Genomic DNA, 20776 nt, shown 5'->3' on the forward strand with positions numbered 1-20776 from the left:
TCACATGCCACAACCGACTCATCCCGCACATCAGCACCCCTGCGGCTGGAACGCTCAACTACCGCCACGCAGTGCCACGCCCGCCTTGAATGGCGGCGCACAAGCCGATGTGGTGATCATCGGCGCGGGCTTTACCGGCGTCGCCGCGGCCCGCCGCTGGCACCAGGTTCGCCCCGATGATCGTATCGTGCTGCTCGATGCCGAGACCCTGGGCGAAGGCAGCCCGGGGCGCAACTCCGGATTCATGCTGGAAGTCGCCCTGGCCAACGATGCCTCACCGGACCAACTCGAGCGCATGTCCCGGCTCAATACCCTGAGCCGCAGGACCATGACCCTTTTGCGTCGGCTGGTCGAGGAGCACGCCATCGACTGCCAGTTTGAGCACAGCGGTACCTTCCGCGGTGCACGCAGTGATATTGGACGACGCGCCCTCGATCGCTATGCCGCCTTTCTGCAGGCAGCCGAGCTACCGCATCACTGGCTGAGCGCCGAGCAGATGCATCAACATATCGGCACCCACTACTACCGCCATGGCATCTACTCACCGGACTGCTCACTGGTTCAGCCGGCGGCGTTGATACGCGGTCTTGTCGATGCCCTCTCCCCCGACATCACCCTGTACGAGAACAGCCCGGCAACCTCGGTAGTCCGCCATGGCAGGCAGTGGCTCGTCACCACTGACGACGGTGAAGTTCAGGCTCCTCGTGTACTGCTGGCCAACAATGCCTTTGCCCGCGCCCTGGGCGCCGACCGCTCGCGCTTGACCGCCATCTATACCTACGCCGCCGTCACCGAGGTGCTCGACCAGGCCACTCGCGACAGACTGATGCCCCGGCAGTGGGGCCTGCTGCCGGCCCACCGGCTCGGCTGCACCCTGCGCTCCACAGCAGACGGTCGCCTGATGATCCGCTCGCGTTACAGCTATGAGCGGGAAGAAGACAACGGCCGGATCGAGCAGAAGCTGCTCGACAGCCTGCACCGACGCTATCCGAACCTCGATATCTCGGGCTTCGATGCGAGCTGGGGAGGCAGTACGGGATTGACCCATAACGGAGCTCCCCTGTGGGGACAGATCCAGCCCGGTCTGTTTGTTTCCGCCGGCTGCAACGGCGGTGGCATCGTCAAGGGCACCTTCCTGGGAGACGCACTGGCACGCCTGGCGCTGGATCAGGACGTCGAGGACATCGACTCACTGTTCGGGCGCGCCGACTGGATGCCCCCCGAGCCGTTCCGACGCGGAGCCTTCCACCTCATCGCCGCCTGGGAGCGACGCCGCGCAGCGCCAGAAACCTGAATCGTCGCACCACACTCAGCTCTTCCTTACTGTCCACGACAATAACAAGGACCACTCATGGAACCACAAGACCACTTCGGCCTGATGTCGATCATGCCGGCCGCCATTGCCATCATCCTCGCCTTCGTCACCCGCAATACCGTGTTCTCGCTGGCTGTGGCCTGCTTCGCTGGCGTCCTCGCCATCGGCAACGGCCTGATGGGCTTCCCGACCCTGCTCAAGGAAACGCTCGGTACCACCAGCTTTTCCTGGATACTGTTGCTTGAGCTGTTCATCGGCACCGTGATCGCCTTCTTCCAGAGAACGGGCGCAATCCAGAACTTCTCCGCCTGGGTGGCGCGCCGCAAACTGTCGCGTGTGCGTGTCCAGCTTGTCGGCTGGTTCATGGGCATGTTCGTGTTCTTCAGCGACTACTTCAGTCCGTTGTTTGTCGGCGCCACAACGCGTGGACTGACCGACCGCTACCATGTCTCGCGCGAGAAGCTGGCCTATATCGCCGACTCCACGTCAGCGCCGGTCAGCGTGCTGGTCCCGATTACCGGCTGGGCGGTATTCATCGCCGGTCTGCTGATCGGTATCGGTCCCATCGAGAATGCCGAACAGGCCATGTCCGTGTTCGTACACGCCATTCCGTTCAACATCTATGCCTGGCTATCGGTGGCACTGGTCGGCTTGATCATCATTGGCGTGGTGCCGCTGTTTGGGCCAATGAAGAAGGCCGAGCGCCGCGCCATCGAGGAAGGCAAGGTGTTGCGCGACGGTGCCGAGCCGCTGATGGGCGAGGAACTGACCGACATCACGCCTTACCCCGGCGTCAAGACCAGCCTGCTGGTGAACTTCTTCATGCCCGTTCTGGTGGTGATCAGCATTGCCGTGGGTACCTTCATCGTAATGGGGTCAGCCAAGACCATGGAGGCCTTCCTCGCCGCAGCGGTGTTCCTGGGGGTCTGCATGCGCCTGCAGGGCATTCCGTTCAATGACATCATGAAGACCGCCACGGCGGGCATGAAGGGTGTGATGCCGGCCATCATCATTCTGGCTCTAGCCTATTCGCTCAACCAGCTGTCCAAGGACATGGGCACCGCCGACTATATCGTCGAAGCCACCCAAGCCTGGCTGACACCGGCGCTGCTGCCGGCGCTGACCTTCCTCATCGCCGCCATCATTGCCTTCTCCACCGGTACCTCCTGGGGCACCTTTGCCATCATGGTGCCGCTGTCAGTACCGGTGGCCTTTACCTTCAGCGACAACGAGGTCACTTACCTGGTCTATGCCACTCTCGCCGCCGTCGCCGGTGGTGGTGTCTTCGGTGACCACTGCTCCCCCCTGTCGGACACCTCGGTACTGGCCTCGACTGGCGCGGCCTCGGACCACATCGACCATATCAAGACCCAGATTCCCTTCGCGCTGCTGGCAGCCGTTATGGCTCTGGCCAGCTATATCGTCATCGGTGCCATGCTCTAACCAGGCGACCCATCGAAAACCAGGCAATCCACCGAACGACGCCATACTTCCTATCGCCATGGCCCTCGGCCATGGCGATGATCTTGCCGTTCAGGCCTACCAGTCCGCGACTCCGCTATACAGACACACCAGCACCACACCCAACAGGAACAGCGTCTCCGCCGCCATCAGGATCACCGGTTTCCACCCCACCACAGCAAGCTTCTGGAACGACGTCTTGATGCCCAATGCGGCAATGGCCGTGACCAGACACCAGCGTGACAGATCGGTCATGGCTTCTGTCATCACCTGAGGAATGACACCCAGGCTGTTGATCAGCACCAGTACGACAAAGGCGACCAGAAAGGCAGGGAACATCGGCACCTTACCGCCTTCGGTCTCGCCTCGTGCACGCCGGAACAACAACATGAATACCATCACCGCCGGCACCAGCATGGCCACACGCAGCAGCTTGACGAAGGTCGAGACATCACCGGTCTGGTCCGAAATCATATAGCCCGCCCCAACCACCTGCGCAACGTCATGGATGGTGCCACCAAGGAAGATACCCGCTTCGGTCTCCGACAGACCCAAGGCCCCGACCAGCAAGGGATAAAGCACCATCGCTGCCGTCGACAGTGTCGTGACACCGACCACAGTGAGGATGGTATTACGCTCGGATTCTTCACTACGGGGCATTGCCGCCGATAGTGCCATGGCAGCCGACGCACCACAGATCGCCACCGAACCGCCCGTCAGTAACCCCAGGTCGCGGGACACGCCCAACAATCGAGCAAGCACAGCCCCCATGGCAATGGTCAGCACCACTCCTGCCACTACGGTCAGTACAGGCCCTATCCCCAGCGCTGCAACCTGCTCGAGGGTGATTCTGACCCCCAGCAGAGCCACGCCCAGACGCAGGATGGTCCGTGCAGCGAATTCGATACCGGCCAGACATGGGCCCTGTTCGCTGAGGAAATGCAGCGACATGCCAAACAACAGAGCATACAGAAGTGTCGGACCGCCATAGTGGTCGGCAATGAAGGTCGTTGCCAGGGCGATGGTGATGCAGATCAGTACCCCCGGCATACGTTGGCGGGCGGATGCACCGTGCCTGCGCCAGCCTCGGAGTGAAAGCGCATGGGACTTGCTCATGGCGGGAGTCTCTGGTTGCGGCATGATGAAAACCTCTTCGGTGTGGTGTCCCACAAGTTGGCATGATGTCAGCGCGTCATACCGGATCGTTGGCCAGGCGCCGCTTGCAGGGAATGGCGCCACCCTTGCCAAAAGCGGCAACACCGCCAACGGTCCGATATGGCGCGCCCTCCGGGAGTCATCAGGCGCCGCTGGTACTGTGTTGCGTCCCTGGTCCATATAGCCGATATGAACTACGCTCCACGCCTTGTCCCAGCGACGCCTGATGGCTCTGAAATATGATGAACTTGTGGGACGCCACACCAGGCATTGGCTCGCTTTCGATCCTGTGGCAATCCCTCTCGATGAATTAGAACCAGTCGCGGGTCGTGCATTAGGCCAGCGCAACCTGTGCACTTCCTGCTGGCCGACCATCGCGACGCGCCAGCTTGATCATGTCAGCCGCCTTCTCGGCAATCATGATGGTCGGTGCATTGGTGTTGCCCGAGACAATCACCGGCATGATCGAAGCATCGACCACACGCAACCCTTCAAGCCCGTGAACACAGAGCTGATCGTCGACCACCGCCATCGCACCCTGCCCCATCATGCAAGTGCCTGCGGGGTGATAGATGGTCTGGCTGTACTGACGCGCGGCCTCGAGCAATTGCTCATCGGTCTGCCAGTTTGCCCCCGGCACATACTCCTCCGTGATCACTTCAGCCAACGGCTGCTGAGCGGCAATGCGGCGCGCCACCTTGATGGCGTCCACCGCCACTCGGCAGTCTTCCTCGGTGCTCAGATAATTGGGCTGAATCGATGGGTAAACCGAGGCATCGGGACTGACGATACGTATCACCCCCCGGCTGGAAGGCCGCAACTGGCAAACCGATGAGGTAAAGGCCGAGAACGGATGCACCCCGTCGGCAGGCTTGTCCGCCGACAATGGCTGCATATGGAACTGGATATCCGGACGCTGCAGATCCTGTCGAGAGTGCGTGAACACACACACCTGACTGGCCGCCAGTGTCAGCGGCCCCGTACGCGTGAACGCATACTGCGCACCCACGGCAAGCTTTTTCAGCGGATGGCGAACTTCATCGTTGAGGGTTCGACAGCGCGTCTTGAACACCAACCGAATCTGCAGGTGGTCCTGGAGATTGTGGCCAACCCCCGGCAATTCGTGCAGACACTCCACCCCGACACTGGCCAGATGCAGGGGCTCACCAATACCGGAGCACTGCAGAATCTGGGGGGAGCCGATTGCACCGCTCGACAGCAGCACTTCACGATCAGCGTGAACCTGGTGCAGCTCATTGCCCTGTCGGTACTCGACACCGGTCACACGCTTGCCGTCCAGCAACAGGCGTTGGCAATGCGCGCGCTTGATCAGCGTAAGGTTGGGTCGTGAAAGCGCCGGGCGCAGAAAGGCCCTGGCCGTGGAACAGCGAAGTCCCTTGTGTGATGTCTGCTGAAAGTATCCGACGCCTTCCTGACGCGCGCCGTTGACGTCCTGGTTCTCGGGTATACCAGCGGCCCGTGCCGCCGCAATGAAGCGCTCGGCAATTTCACGCCTCAGTCGCAGATCCGACACCTTGAGTGGCCCATCAACCCCATGGTAATCATCGGCACCCCGTTCCTGGCATTCGGACTTCCTGAAATAGGGCAACACTGAAGCAAAGTCCCAGCCCTGGTTACCGGCTGCCGCCCAGTCGTCGTAGTCCTCCTTCTGGCCGCGAATATAGAGCAGGCCATTGAGCGAACTGGATCCTCCCAGCACCTTGCCGCGTGGCCATTGCAGTCGGCGGCCATTGATGCCCGCATCGGCATCGGTGAGATAGCACCAGTCGGTCGCGGGATTGTGCATGGTCTTGAAATAGCCGACCGGCACATGAATCCAGGGGTTCCAATCCGCGCCTCCCGCCTCGAGCAACAGCACCGAGACGTCAGCATCCTCGCTCAGACGATTGGCCAGCACGCAGCCTGCTGACCCTGCCCCCACGATCACGTAATCGAAACCAGCACTTGTTGTTCGTCTTGTGGCTGCCATAGAAATAACCATAAAAATGAGCTTTATTGTCTCACTTAATATGATCGTCAAATTCAAAAAGATCAATATTGAGACAAAATATATCATTTTTGTTGATCTAGGCCAAACAGCCTTCTATGTTGAATGCAGGGCCCGCCTCTCGGGTCTGGCGTCTGCAAGGCAGATGCAGCATCCCAACCACAAGATCACAACACTCGGGAGCACCTCATGAACGAACGCCACTCTCCCCTCTCGGGCCTATCACGCCGCGACTTTCTCGATATCTCGGGGCGCTTTGGCCTGACCTCTACGCTACTGGCTGCCAGCGGCCTCGGTGTGGGGTTGACTGCCTCGAGCCTGGCGCGTGCCGCCGATGGTGAGCAGCAACGCCGCTACCAGACGGAACCCAAATTCCAGCTACGCTTTGGCGCCTCCGGATTCAACGAACGCAACCTGGACATCCAGAAGTCCGGCCAGCTGTTCTTCGCTCGTGACCTCGAGGAGCGTACCAACGGTGCCATCAGGGTCGAGTTCATGGGCAGCAACGAGGTCTGCAACCAGCTCGACTGCGTCAGCAAGACCCAGCAGGGCATCGTCGATATCTTCTCGGCGTCGACCCAGAACTCGGCAGGCGGTGCGCCCTACCTCAATGTTCTCGACTTCGCCTACATGTTCCCCACCGTGGCGTCGATGTTTCACTTCTTCTACGACCCACGCAGCGAGGCCCTGCTGCGTGAGCCTCTCCGTCAACGTCACCAGTTGCAGTTCCTGTTCACCCACTGCGACCTGCGCGGCCTGATGATGGGCCTGAAATGGGAAGACAAGCCCCTGATCACCAGCCTCGAGGAGCTACAGGGCACCAAGAACCGTGTCACCGGCACCCAACTGGGCCGCATTGCCATGGAGCAACTGGGACTCAACCCGGTGCCGGTGGCTTGGGAAGAGACCCTCGATGGCTTGCGTCAGGGTTTGCTCGATGGTGCGGAAACCTGGATGAGCGCCGTGGCCTACGCCGGTATGGCACCGGTGGTGTCCCAGGCGGTGGATCTGCGCTTCTTCGCCGGGACAGAACATACCGCCATGAGCCTGCCCAAGTTCGATAGCCTGGGCTCGGAGCTGCAGGACCAGGTAATGGAGTCGGCCTACGCTGCGCAGATCTTTACTCAGGGGATGAACGAAGCCGGTCGTTATCAGATCGTCGGCGCCACCGAGCACCCGGATACCAACACGGTGTTCGCCCAGAACAACGTGCGCGTGGCGCCACTATCCGACGAAGTCCGCAGCCAGGCCGAACAGCTCTGTGCTCCGGAATTCAACCCCGAGCCCTGGGAGCAGTGGCGCGAGCGACTCAACGCCTGGGCGGGCGATGTCGATATCTATCAGGAAATTCATACCATTGCCCGGGAGATTCCCCGCGACATCGCCGCCGTCAACGTCGCGCCCAAACGCTGGTGGAGGTCCTGATGAGTCAGCATATCGCCATGCCGTCAAAACCTTCAGATTCGTCATCACCACATCCACGGGAGGCGTCTTCGGGCGCCTCGGATGTCACGGGACCGATTCAGCCAGGCCGAGAGCGTCCGGCCTGGCTGAAGCCACTGTACTGGCTGGATGACAACCTCGAGAAGGTGGTCATTCTGATCTCCTACAGCGGCATGGCCGGCATCATCTTCGTCGAGGTCATCCGGCGTTTCTTCTTCAATCTGCAGGCCCCCTGGAGCACCAGCATTCCGGTGCTGCTGTTCCTGTGGCTCACCTGGTTCGGCGCCTCGCTCAATGTCAAACAGCGCACCCACCTGTCGCTCAACGAAATTCGCATGCGCCTGCCCTATGTCGGGCAGTTCCTGTGTCAGGTGCTTGATGCCGTGCTGTGGATCGGCTTCGGTGTCATGGTCATTCATTTCACCAGCGCCCAGGTCGAACTTGCCTGGATGAATTTCGCCATCGTACCTGGCACCGACAACGTCATGCAGTGGTGGTTCTACCTGGCCACACCGCTGGCATGGACACTGATCATCCTGCGCGTGTTACAGAACCTGTGGCAGGACATCAGTCGCTTCCGCCACCGCGAGCCATTCAATCTGCAACCCTCGATCATGGACTAGGAGACTCATCATGACAGACGGATTCATGATCGGCCTGGTAACCGCCGGCAGTACCCTGATCTTCCTGCTGGGCGTGCCGATATTTCTGGTCATTGGCCTGTGGGTGGTCGGCACCAGCCTGATCATTGACTTCACCCTGGCCAACATCGGCGTCACGCTGTTCCAGGGCCTGAGCTTCTTCGGCCTGCTGGCACTCCCGCTGTTCATTCTGACCGGCGACCTGATCAACGCCGCCGGTATCGCCAAGCGCCTCTCCGACTTCGCCTATTCGCTACTGGGCTGGATGCGTGGTGGTCTGGGTATGGCCACGCTCGGTGCCTGCGGCCTGTTCGCCGCCATATCCGGCTCCAACGCCGGCACCACAGCGACCATCGGCTCGATCATGCAGCCTGAAATGGTCAAGAACGGCTATGACGAGCGTTTCTCCGCCGCCACGGCAGCATCCGGAGGCACCGTCGGCATCATCATCCCACCGAGCATCATCTTCATCGTCTACGGCTTCATGATGAACCTGTCGATCAGCGATCTGTTCATCGCCGGCATGATCCCGGGGGCCATGATGGTGTTGGGGATGATGATCGCCTGTCATCTGGTGGCACGCCGCCATGGCTGGGGCACTCTACTGCCGTTCAAGGTCGGCTCCAGTGCGCGCCTGGCCCGCCGTGCCTACCTGGGCTTCGCCACCATCGGCGTCGTACTCTACGGGATCTATTCCGGAATGTTCTCACCCACCGAGGCCGCTGCCATTACCGTGGGCTTCACCTTGATCGCCGGTCTGGCCATCACGCGGGAAATTCGCGTCACTGCCCTGCCCAGCATCATGCTCCGCTCGGGACAGATTGCCGGCATGCTGGCTCCGCTGATCGCCATTTCCGTTGTCATGCAGCAGTTACTGTCGGTGCTCGGTGCAGGCCAGATACTGGAAGACCTGTTGCTGGGTCTGGGAAGCTACTATGCGGTACTCGGCGCCTGCATGATCATGATTCTGCTTGCCGGTATGATTCTGGAAAGCCTACCGGTGACGATTATCCTGGCCCCGATCCTGGCGCCCATTGCGCAGAGCGTCGGAGTCGACCCTATCCACTTTGCGGTGATTTTCCTGGTCGGCGCGGCCATCGGCTTCGTTACCCCTCCGTTCGGGCTCAACCTGTATGTCGCCAGCAGCATTACCGGCATTCCCTACCTGCGCCTGGTGAAATACATCATCCCTTATTTCATCGCATTGCTGGCCTGCTGGATCGCGATATCGCTGTGGCCACAACTGTCGCTGGCACTGATCGGTCAAGGGTGATCGACAGCCAGCATCAGTGCGTACGTGGCAAGCCAATGGACTCGGGCCAACGACGAGGTTGGCGTGAGTCATCTTCGGCTTGCCGCGTTATCATGAGCACTGACGATATCCTGCCCCTCTCGCGCCAACGCAAAGGATCGCGTATGTCCACAGAACGTGACAGTTCACGCCGTAACGCCACCAACTCCACCCTGCAGCGAGGGCTGATGCTGCTGGAAACCATCGCCACCGCTCCCCATGGCATGAGTGCAGCAGACCTTGAGCGCCACCTCGAGATACCCAAACCCACCCTCCACCGTCTGCTCAAGCAGCTCGAGGAGCAGGGGCTGGTGGTCCGAGATATGGAAGGACGCAACCTGCTGCCGGGGGAACGACTGCACCAGATCGCCATGGGAGTGCTGGCCAACGAAAGCCTGAAGGCTCCGCGCAGAATGTTGCTCAAGCGTCTTGCTGAGGAGGTCGGAGAAACCTGCAACCTGACCCTGCTCGATGGCCATGAAGTCCTGTACTACGAAAGGGTCGAAACCAACTGGCCGGTACGCATCCAACTGCCTCCGGGCTCCCGGCTACCGCTGCACTGCACCGCCAGTGGCAAGCTGTTCCTGGCACTGATGCCGACAGGACAGCGGCGCAATCTACTCAAGCACCTGGCATTGGAAGCGTACACTCCCTATACCGCGACAGACGTAGAGGAGCTCGAGACACGCCTGAAGCGTATCGCCGACGATGAACTGAGTGTCGATGACGAGGAGTTCATCCAGGGAATGGTGTCCGTCGCGGTGCCTGTCTATGATCAAGCCGGGCGCATTCAGGCGTCATTGGCCATCCATGCTCCACGCCTGCGTCACACCATCGACAGTCTGCGCGAATGGGTGCCACGTATGCGTCACATCTCCAGCAGCCTGCAGGACACCCTGTGGACTTGAGTCAACTCTGACAGACACCGGCATTTCGTCCCAGCATCACACCGGCGGAACCACCACTACCGGAACGCTGGAGCGCTTGACCACCCCCTTGGTCACCTTGCCAGCCCAGGACGCGGCGAAGCCACGCTTGTTCGCCGCCATCACGATCATGTCGCAGTCGTGGCGTGTGGCATATCGAATGATTTCAGCGGCGGGATAGCCTTCCACCACCGCTCGCGCCTGTATCAGTTCTCTTGATGGGATCTCACTCATTGGTGAGGTCCAGAACTCATCGAGAAAGTCATCCAGACGCCCACGTGCCTGGTCAAGGCGTTGCTCCATCAAACCCTCAAGCGTCTGGCGCTGGCGGATGTTGGCCTTGAGCGTGTTCATCACATCATCGGACAGTGACTTGACCGCATGCAGCACGTGCAATTCGGCTCCCAGCGCCTGAGCCAGACACAATGAGTGCGACAACACCTGATGGCAGTCGTCACGCAGTCCGAGGCAACACAGCAGTCGACGGATTGAACCAGGCATGGCATGACTCCTTGCTCTTGTTAATGGCTCTTGTGAATGGCTCTGGTGAATGGCTCTGGTGAACGGTTCTTTGGATGCCGGGTATCGGCAATGGTCAGTATCCGAGTACCCGTGGTAGCCACAGGGAAATCTCGGGGAAATACGCAATCATGAACAAGGCAAATACCGAGGCCCCTGCAAAGGGTAGTGCCTTGACCGATATCTCTTCGATCGAGGACCCGCCAATGCCGGAAGCCACGAACAGATTTTCTCCCAGAGGAGGTGTCTGGAAGCCGATTGCCAATGCACACACCACCACGATGCCGACATGCACTGGGTCCATGCCCAGCATATACATGATCGGCAGCAACACTGGCGTCAGAATCATGATCGCTGCCAGGGTTTCCATGAACATACCGACGAACAGCAGAAACCCGATGACCATGGCCCAGATCAGATAGATGTTGTCGGTAAAGCTGAGCATGCTTTCGGCGATAATAGCTGGAACTCTCTGCTCGACCAGAAGGCGGCCGAATACTGTGGCAGTGAAGAGGATAAGTAGCACTCTTCCGGTAATCCAGGTAGTCGTCTCCAATGTTTTCAATGTCGGTTTCCACTTCAATTCCTTATGCAGAAAAATCCCGACTACCAAGGTATAGGCAATGGCCACAATGGCGGACTCGGTCGGAGTAAAAAGACCAGAATAGATCCCACCGAGAATGATGATGGGAGCAAGAATCGACCATACACCGCGACGCAAGCTGGCACCGATATCGCTCATCGACCAGACATCACTCAAGCCACGATAACCTCGGCGTTTCGAGATGATGTAATTCATGGTGAGTAGACAGCTGGCAATCACAATCCCCGGAACAACCCCGGCAATGAACAGTTTGGGGATCGACAAGGTCTGGAAGGAGCCAAATTCGGCCACTGCCTCCGCAGGTGGCTGGAGCCCCATGCCGGAGATACCGAAGATGACCATAGGGATCGAAGGAGGGATCACCACGCCGAGGCCTCCTGATGATGCCGTGATCGCCGAGCCGTATCCCTTGTCGTAACCGCGTTTGGCCATCGCCGGAATCATCAGCATTCCCACTGCTGCTGTCGTGGCAGGGCCAGATCCCGAGATCGCACCAAAGAACATGCAGGCAAAGACCGTTGCTGCCGCCAGTCCCCCCGTTACCGGGCCCGCAAAGGCTTCGGCGATATCGACCAGACGCCGGGAGATACCCGCCGCCTCCATCAATGCACCGGCAAGAATAAAGGCGGGTAGCGCCATCAGCGGGAAGGCTCCGACTGATGTGAAAGCGATCTGCACAAAAGCCATGGGGTCTTCACCCAACGACAGATAAGTCGCCAGAGCAGCCACACCCAGCGACACCGTAATCGGGGCCCCCAGCACCAACAACAGAAAGAACACGCCAAATAGTACATAGATGATGGTGGTATCCATATCAGCCCCCCTTGCTATCTGTTGTCGCCGACGCCTTGGCATCTTCAATGGCTTCTGACTCAGGGTCGGAAAGCTCACGATGCTTGACGAAACGCAGGTAATTGTTCTGCAGGATCCTCAGCGTCATGGCGATGAAGGCAAGAGGTAGAATCAGATAGAAAACCTTCATTGGCACACCGAGTGTCTGTGACTTCCAGAAGGTATTCATCTTGTTGAAAACAAAATCATAACTGAGCCAGATAAAGACCAGATTGAAGCCAATCCAGATCAAGTCCGTTACCAGACCACAAGCCAGCTCAACCCAACGCGGAAAGAAGCGAAACTGAAAGGTGACCCGATTGTGTGCCGACTTCTTCGCTGCGTAGACAGCCCCGAGATAGGCGAACCAGACAAAGGCATAGGTGGCAAGTTCATCACCCCATGGCAGTGAATAGTTGAATAGATTGCGCAGGACAATCTGGGCAAACAGCAGCAACACGAAGGTCACCAGCAACAACTGGCACAGAATATTCTCGACATTGTCGAGCAGCTTCCAGACGCGGTTCATGGCAAGGAACTCCCGGGTCAGGCTAAGTGAGCGACGGGCCCTTCAGGGTGTCGACGAAGCCTCGTGCATCTTTCGACACCCACTCCTTTCGACACCCACTTCGCCGCCGGAACCCAGCGGCGAAGTGATGAACAAGTGGCGAAGCAGCCGGGTCATCAGGGCGCAGGATCGCGGCCCAGCGCAGTCAGAGCTTCATCAAGCTTTTCCTTGCCGCCAATGCTGTCGTAGAACTGTGGCCAGATACCGGTTGCCAGTTCAACCCATTCGCTCTCGTCGTTGGCTGGCTCGGTGATTTCCATACCGTACTCATCGACCAGGCGTTGCTTGATCGCATCTTCCTGAGCCAGCAGGTATTCATAGCTATGCTCGGAGGCCTCGGCACCGGCTTCCAGCACGGCCTGCTGATGTTCCTCGCTCAGGCTCTGGAACATCCCCTCACCAATGATCAGCGGCTCCATCGAGAACACATAGCAGCTGTCGGTGACGTACTTCTGCACCTCGTAGAACTTCATGGCGTCGATGGTGATGTAGGGATTGTCCTGACCATCCACTACGCCTTGTTGCAAGGCGGTAAATGTCTCGGACCAGGCCAGCGGATTGGGATTCACGCCCCAGGCTTGATAGGCAGCGATCATGATCTCGTTCTTGGGCACACGAATGACCAGACCATCGAGATCCTCCGGACTGGCTACCGGGTGCGCCGAATTGGTCAACCGACGGCAGCCCGAGTAGGCCCATCCAAGGATACGCACACCAGCATCGCGCACGGTGTTGTCGACCATCTCCTGACCGATCTCTCCCTGGGTGAGAGTGCGGGCATCCTCGGGGCTACGAATCACATAGGGCAGAGTCATTACGCCGACCGAAGGTGAGAACGGCGTAATATTGTTGATGGCCAGCACCGAGAGGTCGAGCAAGCCCATGCTGGCGTTGTTGACGGTATCCTGCTCGCTGCCGAGCTGACCATTGGGGAACAGGTCGACAGTGATCTCGCCACCGGTCTTCTCTTCAATCAGGCTGGCAAAGGTACTACCCAGCTCATGCTGAGTACCGCCGGCGGCATCACCCAGCGCCATTTTCCAGGTGTCGGCACTGGCATGCGCGCTGACACCCAGCATCGCCATCACAACGGCACTGCTCAGGATGGTACGAGACAAGCTACCACCGCGACGCGTAACGTCAGGGCGACGTTCGGCGTTATCGCGATGGCCTGTTGTGGAGGTTGTCGGACGCATTCTGATCTCCCATCTTGTTGTACCGCCTGACCGGCGGTGATCTTGTGTTGGGTCATCCTGCTATCTTGAGCACGCACAGTGACACCTGTGCCCTGCTCGCTTTCCCAGTCCACTTTCCTCCTGTGCGTCAACAGTCCATAGGGCCAGTGACTCCATATCGATTGGACCAGCCGAGGCCAGTACTCGACATGGAGTGAAAGCTGTAACAAGGTAGGAGAACAAGGAAATGTGAATTGATGATCGTACCGCCCCAAGACCGCCCCTTGCGGGCTGTTGCCAGCCCAATAACCACAATACTGATTAGTGAACCCCTGGAATGAGCGCTCCCCTGTTCCATCTCGACGCCAGTCGTCAGGAAAGTCTACAGTGCCAGCTCCGCGAGCAGATCGCGCGAGCGATTCTCGAAGGGCATCTGCCGCTTGAGGAGGCCCTCCCCTCCAGTCGTCGCCTGGCCAGAGAGCTCGGTGTGGCTCGCAATACCGTCATGCTGGCCTATGAACAGCTACTCGATGATGGCTATCTGGTGGCTCGCGAGCGCAGTGGCTACTTCGTCAACCCCGGCATCCTCGCTGGCCGGGTCCACAATGAGCCCACGGCCCCGCCCGTTCCCCCGACCGATGAGTTGGCCTGGGACTCGTTGCTGACCATGACGCCGTCGCACCAACGAACCATCACCAAGCCTCGCGACTGGCTGCGCTATGACTACCCGTTTCTGTATGGCCAGCTCGATCCAGCACTGTTCCCTACTCAACACTGGCGGGAGTGCAGTCGTGATTCGGTGAGCGTTCCCGCGATTCGCTACTGGTCATCGGATCATCTCAGCGAAGATGATCCGCTGCTTATCGAACAGATTCACCAGCGCCTGCTGCCTCGTCGCGGTGTCTGGGCTCGCCCCGAGGAAATTCTGATCACCGTCGGGGCGCAACAGGCACTGTGGATCGCTGCCATGTTGATTCTGGGGCCCGGGCGCCGGTTGGCCATGGAAAATCCCGGCTATGTGGACATGGTCAATATTGCCCGGACATTCACCAACGACATTACTGCCATTGATGTCGACGACCACGGCCTGCTGCCGGACGAACGTCTGCAGGGTTGCCACCTGGCGTATGTCACCCCGAGCCATCAATCGCCTACCGGCGTCACCATGCCAATGGAGCGCCGCCGTATGCTGCTGGAGAGGGCCAGCAAGGGCAATTTCCTGATCATCGAGGACGACTACGAAAGCGAAACCAACTTCGTCGATAACCCTACTCCCGCCTTGAAGAGTCTGGATAACGAAGGACGTGTCATCTATGTCGGTAGCCTATCCAAGACTCTGGCACCGGGCCTTCGCCTGGGATACATGGTGGCGCCCCCTGCTCTGATCCGCGAGGCCAGAGCGCTGCGCCGCCTGATGCTGCGTCATCCGGCCACCAACAACCAACGTGCCGTGGCCCTGTTCCTCGATCGGGGCTACCACGATGCGCTGTTGCGACAGTTGCGCCAGACCTACCAGCGCCGCTGGTTGATCATGCGGGAGGCACTGGACAAGCATATTCCTGAGCTGCGTACGCGCTCGACCTACGGCGGGTCCTGCTTCTGGCTGGAAGGACCGGAAACCCTGGATGCCTCTCGGCTATGTCAGTTGGCCCGAGAACACAGCATCCTCATCGAGCCTGGCGATCTGCATTTCCTCAATGACGAACGCCACAACATCTTTCGCATGGGCTTCTCGGCCATTGACGATGCCCGCATCGAGCCTGGCATCGAACGTCTCGCGACACTGGTACCCCAGGCCCTCGAAGCCCACCGCGAGCCCATCGACTCCTGAATCGCATGCCAGGCAGATAGCGACACAGTCACGGTACACCAAGGCCTTGAGATGCGAGCATGTCGTCGTCTGGATCCCTGAGATTGGATGGTTTTCCTGCTCGGTCTTTCGCCCTCTCTTGACTCCCAAAAAGGGAGAACCCATAATTCTCCCAAAAAGGGAGAAGGCATGCGAGTCATTGCGAAGCGCACGTTGCGAGAGTTCTGGGAGCAAGGCTTTGAGTCTGCCGAAACACCTCTCACTGAGTGGTACAACATGATGCTGAAGGCGTCCTGGGCCACCCCTCAGGAACTGAAGACCGACATTCGTACAGCAAGCATCCTCAAGGGCGGACGAGTCGTCTTCAACATCGGCGGCAACAAGTATCGAATCATTGTGGCGATTCGATACACCCAACAGATTGCCTGGGTGCGCTTCGTTGGCACTCATGCCCAGTACGACAAGGTTGACGCGGAGACCATATGATGAATATTCGACCCATTCGCAGCAACGCTGACCTTGAACAGGCTCTTGTGCGCATGGAGGAACTGTGGGCAGCAGAAGATGGAACGCCTGAAGCCGACGAGCTGGATGTTCTGTCCATTTTGATCGAGAAGTATGAGGATGAGCACTATCCTATCGGGCCGTCTGATCCTATCGAGGCCATCAAGTTCCGTATGGAGCAGCAGGGGCTGACGCCGCGCGACCTGGAGCCCTATATTGGTTCAAGTGGCCGCGTGTCAGAAGTGCTGAACCGGAAGCGGAAACTTAGCCTTCGGATGATCAAGCGACTCCATGATGGACTGAATATCCCGTATGAAAGTCTCATGGGCGAAGCTGCCGCATAGCCTATTGCTTGCGACTGCTACATTGACACCCGACTGACGGGTGTCGAGAACGAGTTTCCCTCGGACGTTACCAGCCCCTGCAACTGCTGTATCAATTGATCGAAACGTGCTCCTCCACGGCCGATACATACCAGTGCCGAGCCGTTGGCAGACGCCGCATGGGCCCGCCAGACCAGGCGCGGTCCGCTCAACTGCAGACTGAACCAACCAACATGGTCATTGGAGTGACCCAGTACAAAGCCCTTGGCGCGCAGCAATACGTCCAGATAATCGAGCAGTAGCGCCTCAAGCTCCTCCGTAGGCACCGGCTCACTGAAGCGTACTGCGCGGTGGCACAGTCCATGGGCCAGACCGGCATGCCCGGGAACCGCAGATGGCGTGAGTGTAGAAGACGACGAGACCCTGGTCATGAACCTGGGGCCCTGGTCCCGCCCAGCGGCAGGCGCTTCGTGCCATGCGGATTCCTGCTGCTCAGCACTGTCAATATCGGGCTGGCACTCCATGGCAGCGTCAGGAGCCTGATCGCTCAACCACTGCAGCACCGCCTGTTGCGCCTGCCCAGGCGGCAGACGATTGATCAGCACTCGGTGAGCCGCCGCGAGCTGAGCCTGCCACAGTTGCCCGACCTGAACATCACCGGCCAGGTGACGGGCCTGACTGGCGTCGACCAACACCACCACTTCGGCCAACTCCATGCCCGGTGCCAGCCGCGCAATATCGGCAATTCGTTCGGGATCGGCCACGCCACTGGCCTCGATGATCACTTGCGCTGGCCGCGACTTGAGCCGCAGAGCCTGCGACAGCTGCTCCACCAGAGAACCGCCCAGGGTGCAGCACATGCAGCCATTGGTCAGCGCCAGTACACGGTCATCGCGCCAGGCAATCGACTCCACGTCGACATTCACCGCTCCCACGTCATTGACGATGATCAGGGCGTCATCGACCTGTCCGGCCGCAATACATTGATTGAGGTAGCTGGTCTTACCGGCACCAAGAAATCCCGCAATGACCGTTACCGGCAGCTGTCGCTCAGTCACCGCCATGAACCCGCCCTCCGAGTACCGTGGCATGTACCTTGATATCGCGTAGCTCGGCCGGGGCAACCTGCAGGGGGTCCTGATCCAGCACCGCCATGTCGGCATACTTGCCGACATCGAGGCTGCCGATCTTGTCATCCAGCCCCAGCGTCCAGGCCGCTCCCAGGGTAATCATCTCCAGCGCCTCACCTACGCTGACGGCCTCGTGCTCACCCAGTTGTCGACCGCTGGCAGTACGCCGGTTGACCGCGCACCAGGCCGTGAACAACGGCCCGAGGGGCGTTACCGGGGCATCACTATGAATCGCCACCGGAATGGACAGCCGGCGTGCCGATGCCAGCGGCTCGAGACGCTGACACCGCGATGGCCCCAGGGTACGTTGGTAATGGATATCACCCCAGTAGTAGAGGTGATTGGCAAACATGTTGAGGCACACACCCAGCCGAGCTGCTCGCCTGAGTTGCGCGTGATCGATGACCTGACAGTGCTGCAGGGTATGACGATGATCGGCACGCGGCCACAGCGTCAGTGCCTGATCAATGGCATCCAGCATCAGTTCGACAGCTTCATCGCCGTTGGTGTGAATATGCAGTTGCAGGCCCGCCTGGTGATAGGCCTGTACCAGCTCGGTCAAGACCTCTGGAGCGGCATTCCACAACCCATTGGCATGCCCATCATGGTACCCGGGCCACTTCAGACGCGCGGTATACCCCTGAATCGAGCCATCGGTCATCAGCTTGGCCAGGCCGAAATGCAATCGCTCATGACTGCGTGGCAGCGCCGCCTGCAGACGCGCGATGCCCTCTTCAGCACTCCACTGCAGCACCCCCATGGCCGGCACCAGGCGCACCGGATAATCGACGCTGCGAGTGACCTCGACCATGGCATCGATAGCCTCGTCGGACATGGGGTTGTACAGGTCAGTGATCGTGGTCACCCCCGCCGCAGCGGCGATGGCACCATAACGACGCAGCACATGGGGAGAACTGACTTTCTCGAACAGGTTGTGGCCCAGAGCATCGAAGACCACAAACATCGCCGCCATTTCCTGCAACTCACCACTGGGAATGCCCTGCTCATCACACATGATTCCTTCGACCCGCGGGCCGTCGAGAATACCGGCACGCTCGAGCATGGGGGTATTGACGGTCATGACGTGGAAGCTGGCATGCATCACCACCAGCGGGCGATCACAGACCGCTTCATCCAGCTCTCGACGGGTCAGGCGTGTGCCTTCGAAGTACACCGGATCGAATCCCCAGGCAATCAGCGGCTCACCGGCAGGCAAGCAGGCAGCGTGCTCGCGCAGCCTCTCCTGCACCTGCTCCACACTCTTGAGTCCACTCCACTGCTTGCCATCGGCATCGTGGCGCGGGAAATACCCCAGATACAGGTAGTCCCACATTGCGCCTTCCAGGGCGTGACTGTGTCCTTCGACGAATCCCGGCATGATGACCTTGTCGGCGAAGCGCTCATCCCAGACACAGCCGTCTCCGCGGGGCATGGTGTCGACCTCACCAACGGCCAGAACACGATCGCCGTCCACGGCGATATGGGTCGCCTCGGGCTGCGAGGGATTCATGGTCAGGATGCGACGTGCAGGATAGACAGTGATACTCATCAGGAAGCAGCTCCCTTGCTTAAATCAGACCTGGGTGCGCCGGCCACGCTCGACACTCTGGTGGCGGTCGTCCACGAGTTCAGGCTGACCGAACGACGACGCGACCAGAGCCACATCAATGGCAGGCAGGCGGTAAAGAACAACGCCGAGCCACCGAAGATCAACAGATAGGTCCCCCCTGTCAGCGATGGGACAATGGGAGCAACGATCATCAGTATGGGTAGGTTGACCAGTACGATGGCGAGGTTGAAGAAGGCCAGTTCCTTGGGTACCGATGTCGAGAAGTCGGCATCCATCATGCGCAGCAGCAACAGGCCAGTACCAGTCGACCCGCAGCAGCAACCGAACGAGGTCAGAGCTCGCTCATGGCCCAGTTTTCCGCTCATGCGCCCGATCAACACACAACCAATCAGGCTGGCCACTGTCACCGCGATGCTGACCAGCAATACCGGCACCAACAAGGCATAGAGCACTGCAAACTGGATGCTCATCAGCGTCCCCACCACCATGAAGTCCACCGAACTCCCGGTAATGCGCTTGAGCGTTTCGTCATCGATACGATGGCCGAGACCGAGACGGTCGATGATCATGCGCATCAGCACACAGACTCCCAGGCCATGCAGGAAGAACAGGTTATGGCTGAACAGCACGCCCAGCTTGATGCCCCAGGGTGACGCATCACCGATCACCCCCTGCATGAAGGTCAGCCATAGGTGAGTGATGACATAGGCGATCGCCAGCAGTCCCAGGTGGTAGGCCAGCGAATCCAGGTTTCCCGGGTGCGACACCATTCTGCCCATCGTTGGAGCCTGCGCCTCACCATCGTCAGCGGACGAGGTGAAGAACCCCAGCCTGAAACTGGCATCCAGTCGCGAGGCCTGGTTGGCATTGAAGCCCTTGCGGAGGTAACGCCGGGCAATGGGCACGCCAACGATGAATGCCATCAGGAATCCCAGCGACGCATAGATCATCCCAACCTGGGCCGCATTGGCCACACCGTACTCGGTTTCCCAGATGCCACCATAGGTCAGTGCCTGCCCCGGCCCCTGAGTGAAGCCATGGGTCACGATGGCACCCAGCCAGGCACTGATATCGGAGCCAGTGACAATGTCATAGCCGGTGACGATCAGGTAACCGATCACCCCCTGCAACCCAAGACTGATGCTCCATGCCAGGGTCAGCCACATGCCTCCCCGCACAATACTTCCGCCACCCAACGCATCACTTTTCTGTGCCTTGCCGGTCAAGCACAACGACATGAAACTCAGGGTGAAGAAATGGAAGGTCAGAGTCGTGAAATCTCCCGGGGAATATCCCGGCAGCAGGTCGAAGGACAGCAACAGAAAACCCAACACCCCTCCGACGATACTGGCCGGGACCAGAGAAGCCCTCAGCCAGGGAACGCGGCTGCGCAGCACACTGCCCAGCCATAGCATCAGTGCCAACAGGGCGAAAGCAATCACCCCCTGGAAGGAATCGTTCATAGCAGCATCACCTGATCTGTTGTGGTTGTACGTCTCGGT

Annotated in this window: 18 protein-coding genes; 9 read left to right on the forward strand and 9 right to left on the reverse strand. The window is 59.5% G+C overall.

Annotation, left to right across the window (positions count from 1 at the left end; genetic code table 11):
- The first annotated feature begins 4 nt into the window (after window positions 1-4).
- Window positions 5-1294, forward strand: a complete 1290-nt coding sequence (locus tag BUE38_RS04635; protein ID WP_073433884.1) for an NAD(P)/FAD-dependent oxidoreductase — start codon at window positions 5-7, stop codon at window positions 1292-1294.
- A gap of 57 nt (window positions 1295-1351) precedes the next feature.
- A complete protein-coding gene (locus BUE38_RS04640; protein WP_073433885.1) occupies window positions 1352-2758 on the forward strand; it encodes a Na+/H+ antiporter NhaC family protein in 1407 nt (468 codons plus the stop codon).
- A gap of 96 nt (window positions 2759-2854) precedes the next feature.
- On the opposite strand, the gene BUE38_RS04645 is transcribed toward BUE38_RS04640, so the two are convergent.
- Entirely contained in the window at window positions 2855-3916 is a 1062-nt protein-coding gene (locus BUE38_RS04645) for a YeiH family protein (RefSeq protein WP_234986768.1), read from the reverse strand.
- Window positions 3917-4265: 349 nt separating this feature from the next.
- On the reverse strand, window positions 4266-5933 hold the full coding sequence (locus BUE38_RS04650) for a GMC family oxidoreductase (RefSeq protein ID WP_327077511.1): 1668 nt from the start codon (window positions 5931-5933) through the stop codon (window positions 4266-4268).
- Between the two features lie 195 nt (window positions 5934-6128).
- Between BUE38_RS04650 and BUE38_RS04655 the strand changes: the two genes are divergently transcribed.
- The 4 genes from BUE38_RS04655 (at window position 6129) to BUE38_RS04670 (ending at window position 10222) form a co-directional block, all read left to right on the forward strand.
- On the forward strand, window positions 6129-7364 hold the full coding sequence (locus tag BUE38_RS04655; protein WP_174788045.1) for a TRAP transporter substrate-binding protein: 1236 nt from the start codon (window positions 6129-6131) through the stop codon (window positions 7362-7364).
- Entirely contained in the window at window positions 7364-8005 is a 642-nt protein-coding gene (locus tag BUE38_RS04660) for a TRAP transporter small permease (protein ID WP_200802135.1), read from the forward strand. The genes BUE38_RS04655 and BUE38_RS04660 overlap by 1 nt, the downstream gene beginning before the upstream one ends.
- Before the next feature lie 10 nt (window positions 8006-8015).
- Entirely contained in the window at window positions 8016-9296 is a 1281-nt protein-coding gene (locus BUE38_RS04665) for a TRAP transporter large permease (RefSeq protein WP_073433887.1), read from the forward strand.
- 143 nt (window positions 9297-9439) lie between these two features.
- A complete protein-coding gene (locus BUE38_RS04670; RefSeq protein WP_073433888.1) occupies window positions 9440-10222 on the forward strand; it encodes an IclR family transcriptional regulator in 783 nt (260 codons plus the stop codon).
- Between the two features lie 36 nt (window positions 10223-10258).
- On the opposite strand, the gene BUE38_RS04675 is transcribed toward BUE38_RS04670, so the two are convergent.
- The 4 genes from BUE38_RS04675 to BUE38_RS04690 form a co-directional block, all read right to left on the reverse strand.
- Entirely contained in the window at window positions 10259-10741 is a 483-nt protein-coding gene (locus tag BUE38_RS04675) for a universal stress protein (protein WP_073433889.1), read from the reverse strand.
- A 94-nt stretch (window positions 10742-10835) separates the two neighbouring features.
- Window positions 10836-12176: a TRAP transporter large permease gene (locus BUE38_RS04680; RefSeq protein ID WP_073433890.1), complete on the reverse strand. Its 1341-nt coding sequence runs from the start codon at window positions 12174-12176 to the stop codon at window positions 10836-10838.
- Between the two features lies 1 nt (window position 12177).
- Window positions 12178-12723 (reverse strand): TRAP transporter small permease, encoded by a 546-nt coding sequence (locus BUE38_RS04685; RefSeq protein ID WP_073433891.1) that lies wholly within the window; start codon window positions 12721-12723, stop codon window positions 12178-12180.
- A gap of 155 nt (window positions 12724-12878) precedes the next feature.
- Window positions 12879-13958, reverse strand: coding sequence for a TRAP transporter substrate-binding protein (locus BUE38_RS04690; RefSeq protein WP_234986770.1), 1080 nt, complete (start codon window positions 13956-13958; stop codon window positions 12879-12881).
- A gap of 316 nt (window positions 13959-14274) precedes the next feature.
- Between BUE38_RS04690 and pdxR the strand changes: the two genes are divergently transcribed.
- The 3 genes from pdxR to BUE38_RS04705 all read left to right on the forward strand — a co-directional run bounded on the left by pdxR (window position 14275) and on the right by BUE38_RS04705 (window position 16595).
- Entirely contained in the window at window positions 14275-15768 is a 1494-nt protein-coding gene (pdxR, locus tag BUE38_RS04695; RefSeq protein ID WP_073433892.1) for a MocR-like pyridoxine biosynthesis transcription factor PdxR, read from the forward strand.
- Between the two features lie 168 nt (window positions 15769-15936).
- Window positions 15937-16233 (forward strand): type II toxin-antitoxin system HigB family toxin, encoded by a 297-nt coding sequence (locus BUE38_RS04700; RefSeq protein ID WP_073433893.1) that lies wholly within the window; start codon window positions 15937-15939, stop codon window positions 16231-16233.
- Entirely contained in the window at window positions 16230-16595 is a 366-nt protein-coding gene (locus BUE38_RS04705) for a helix-turn-helix domain-containing protein (protein ID WP_443093376.1), read from the forward strand. The genes BUE38_RS04700 and BUE38_RS04705 overlap by 4 nt, the downstream gene beginning before the upstream one ends.
- Window positions 16596-16612: 17 nt before the next feature.
- Here BUE38_RS04705 and BUE38_RS04710 read toward each other — a convergent pair whose 3' ends face one another.
- Genes BUE38_RS04710 through BUE38_RS04720 form a run of 3 tightly spaced genes read right to left on the reverse strand, consistent with a single transcriptional unit; the run spans window position 16613 to window position 20737 of the window.
- The gene (locus BUE38_RS04710; protein ID WP_073433895.1) at window positions 16613-17638 is read right to left on the reverse strand and encodes a GTP-binding protein; all 1026 of its coding nucleotides are present in this window, start codon (window positions 17636-17638) and stop codon (window positions 16613-16615) included.
- Entirely contained in the window at window positions 17625-19253 is a 1629-nt protein-coding gene (locus BUE38_RS04715; protein WP_073433896.1) for an amidohydrolase, read from the reverse strand. Before BUE38_RS04715 ends, BUE38_RS04710 begins: the two co-directional genes overlap by 14 nt.
- Complete coding sequence (locus BUE38_RS04720) at window positions 19253-20737, reverse strand: sodium/glutamate symporter (RefSeq protein ID WP_084541725.1); 1485 nt, start codon at window positions 20735-20737, stop codon at window positions 19253-19255. Before BUE38_RS04720 ends, BUE38_RS04715 begins: the two co-directional genes overlap by 1 nt.
- Window positions 20738-20776: the final 39 nt, after the last annotated feature.

Origin of the sequence: Halomonas cupida, assembly GCF_900142755.1 — a bacterium.
In the GTDB taxonomy this organism is placed as follows: domain Bacteria; phylum Pseudomonadota; class Gammaproteobacteria; order Pseudomonadales; family Halomonadaceae; genus Halomonas; species Halomonas cupida.

Coding starts and splice junctions, on each gene's coding strand:
- BUE38_RS04635 (WP_073433884.1), top strand. CDS start 5: ATGCCACAACCGACTCATCCCGCACATCAGCACCCCTGCGGCTGGAAC.
- BUE38_RS04640 (WP_073433885.1), top strand. CDS start 1,352: ATGGAACCACAAGACCACTTCGGCCTGATGTCGATCATGCCGGCCGCC.
- BUE38_RS04645 (WP_234986768.1), bottom strand. CDS start 3,916: ATGCCGCAACCAGAGACTCCCGCCATGAGCAAGTCCCATGCGCTTTCA.
- BUE38_RS04650 (WP_327077511.1), bottom strand. CDS start 5,933: ATGGTTATTTCTATGGCAGCCACAAGACGAACAACAAGTGCTGGTTTC.
- BUE38_RS04655 (WP_174788045.1), top strand. CDS start 6,129: ATGAACGAACGCCACTCTCCCCTCTCGGGCCTATCACGCCGCGACTTT.
- BUE38_RS04660 (WP_200802135.1), top strand. CDS start 7,364: ATGAGTCAGCATATCGCCATGCCGTCAAAACCTTCAGATTCGTCATCA.
- BUE38_RS04665 (WP_073433887.1), top strand. CDS start 8,016: ATGACAGACGGATTCATGATCGGCCTGGTAACCGCCGGCAGTACCCTG.
- BUE38_RS04670 (WP_073433888.1), top strand. CDS start 9,440: ATGTCCACAGAACGTGACAGTTCACGCCGTAACGCCACCAACTCCACC.
- BUE38_RS04675 (WP_073433889.1), bottom strand. CDS start 10,741: ATGCCTGGTTCAATCCGTCGACTGCTGTGTTGCCTCGGACTGCGTGAC.
- BUE38_RS04680 (WP_073433890.1), bottom strand. CDS start 12,176: ATGGATACCACCATCATCTATGTACTATTTGGCGTGTTCTTTCTGTTG.
- BUE38_RS04685 (WP_073433891.1), bottom strand. CDS start 12,723: ATGAACCGCGTCTGGAAGCTGCTCGACAATGTCGAGAATATTCTGTGC.
- BUE38_RS04690 (WP_234986770.1), bottom strand. CDS start 13,958: ATGCGTCCGACAACCTCCACAACAGGCCATCGCGATAACGCCGAACGT.
- pdxR (WP_073433892.1), top strand. CDS start 14,275: ATGAGCGCTCCCCTGTTCCATCTCGACGCCAGTCGTCAGGAAAGTCTA.
- BUE38_RS04700 (WP_073433893.1), top strand. CDS start 15,937: ATGCGAGTCATTGCGAAGCGCACGTTGCGAGAGTTCTGGGAGCAAGGC.
- BUE38_RS04705 (WP_443093376.1), top strand. CDS start 16,230: ATGATGAATATTCGACCCATTCGCAGCAACGCTGACCTTGAACAGGCT.
- BUE38_RS04710 (WP_073433895.1), bottom strand. CDS start 17,638: ATGGCGGTGACTGAGCGACAGCTGCCGGTAACGGTCATTGCGGGATTT.
- BUE38_RS04715 (WP_073433896.1), bottom strand. CDS start 19,253: ATGAGTATCACTGTCTATCCTGCACGTCGCATCCTGACCATGAATCCC.
- BUE38_RS04720 (WP_084541725.1), bottom strand. CDS start 20,737: ATGAACGATTCCTTCCAGGGGGTGATTGCTTTCGCCCTGTTGGCACTG.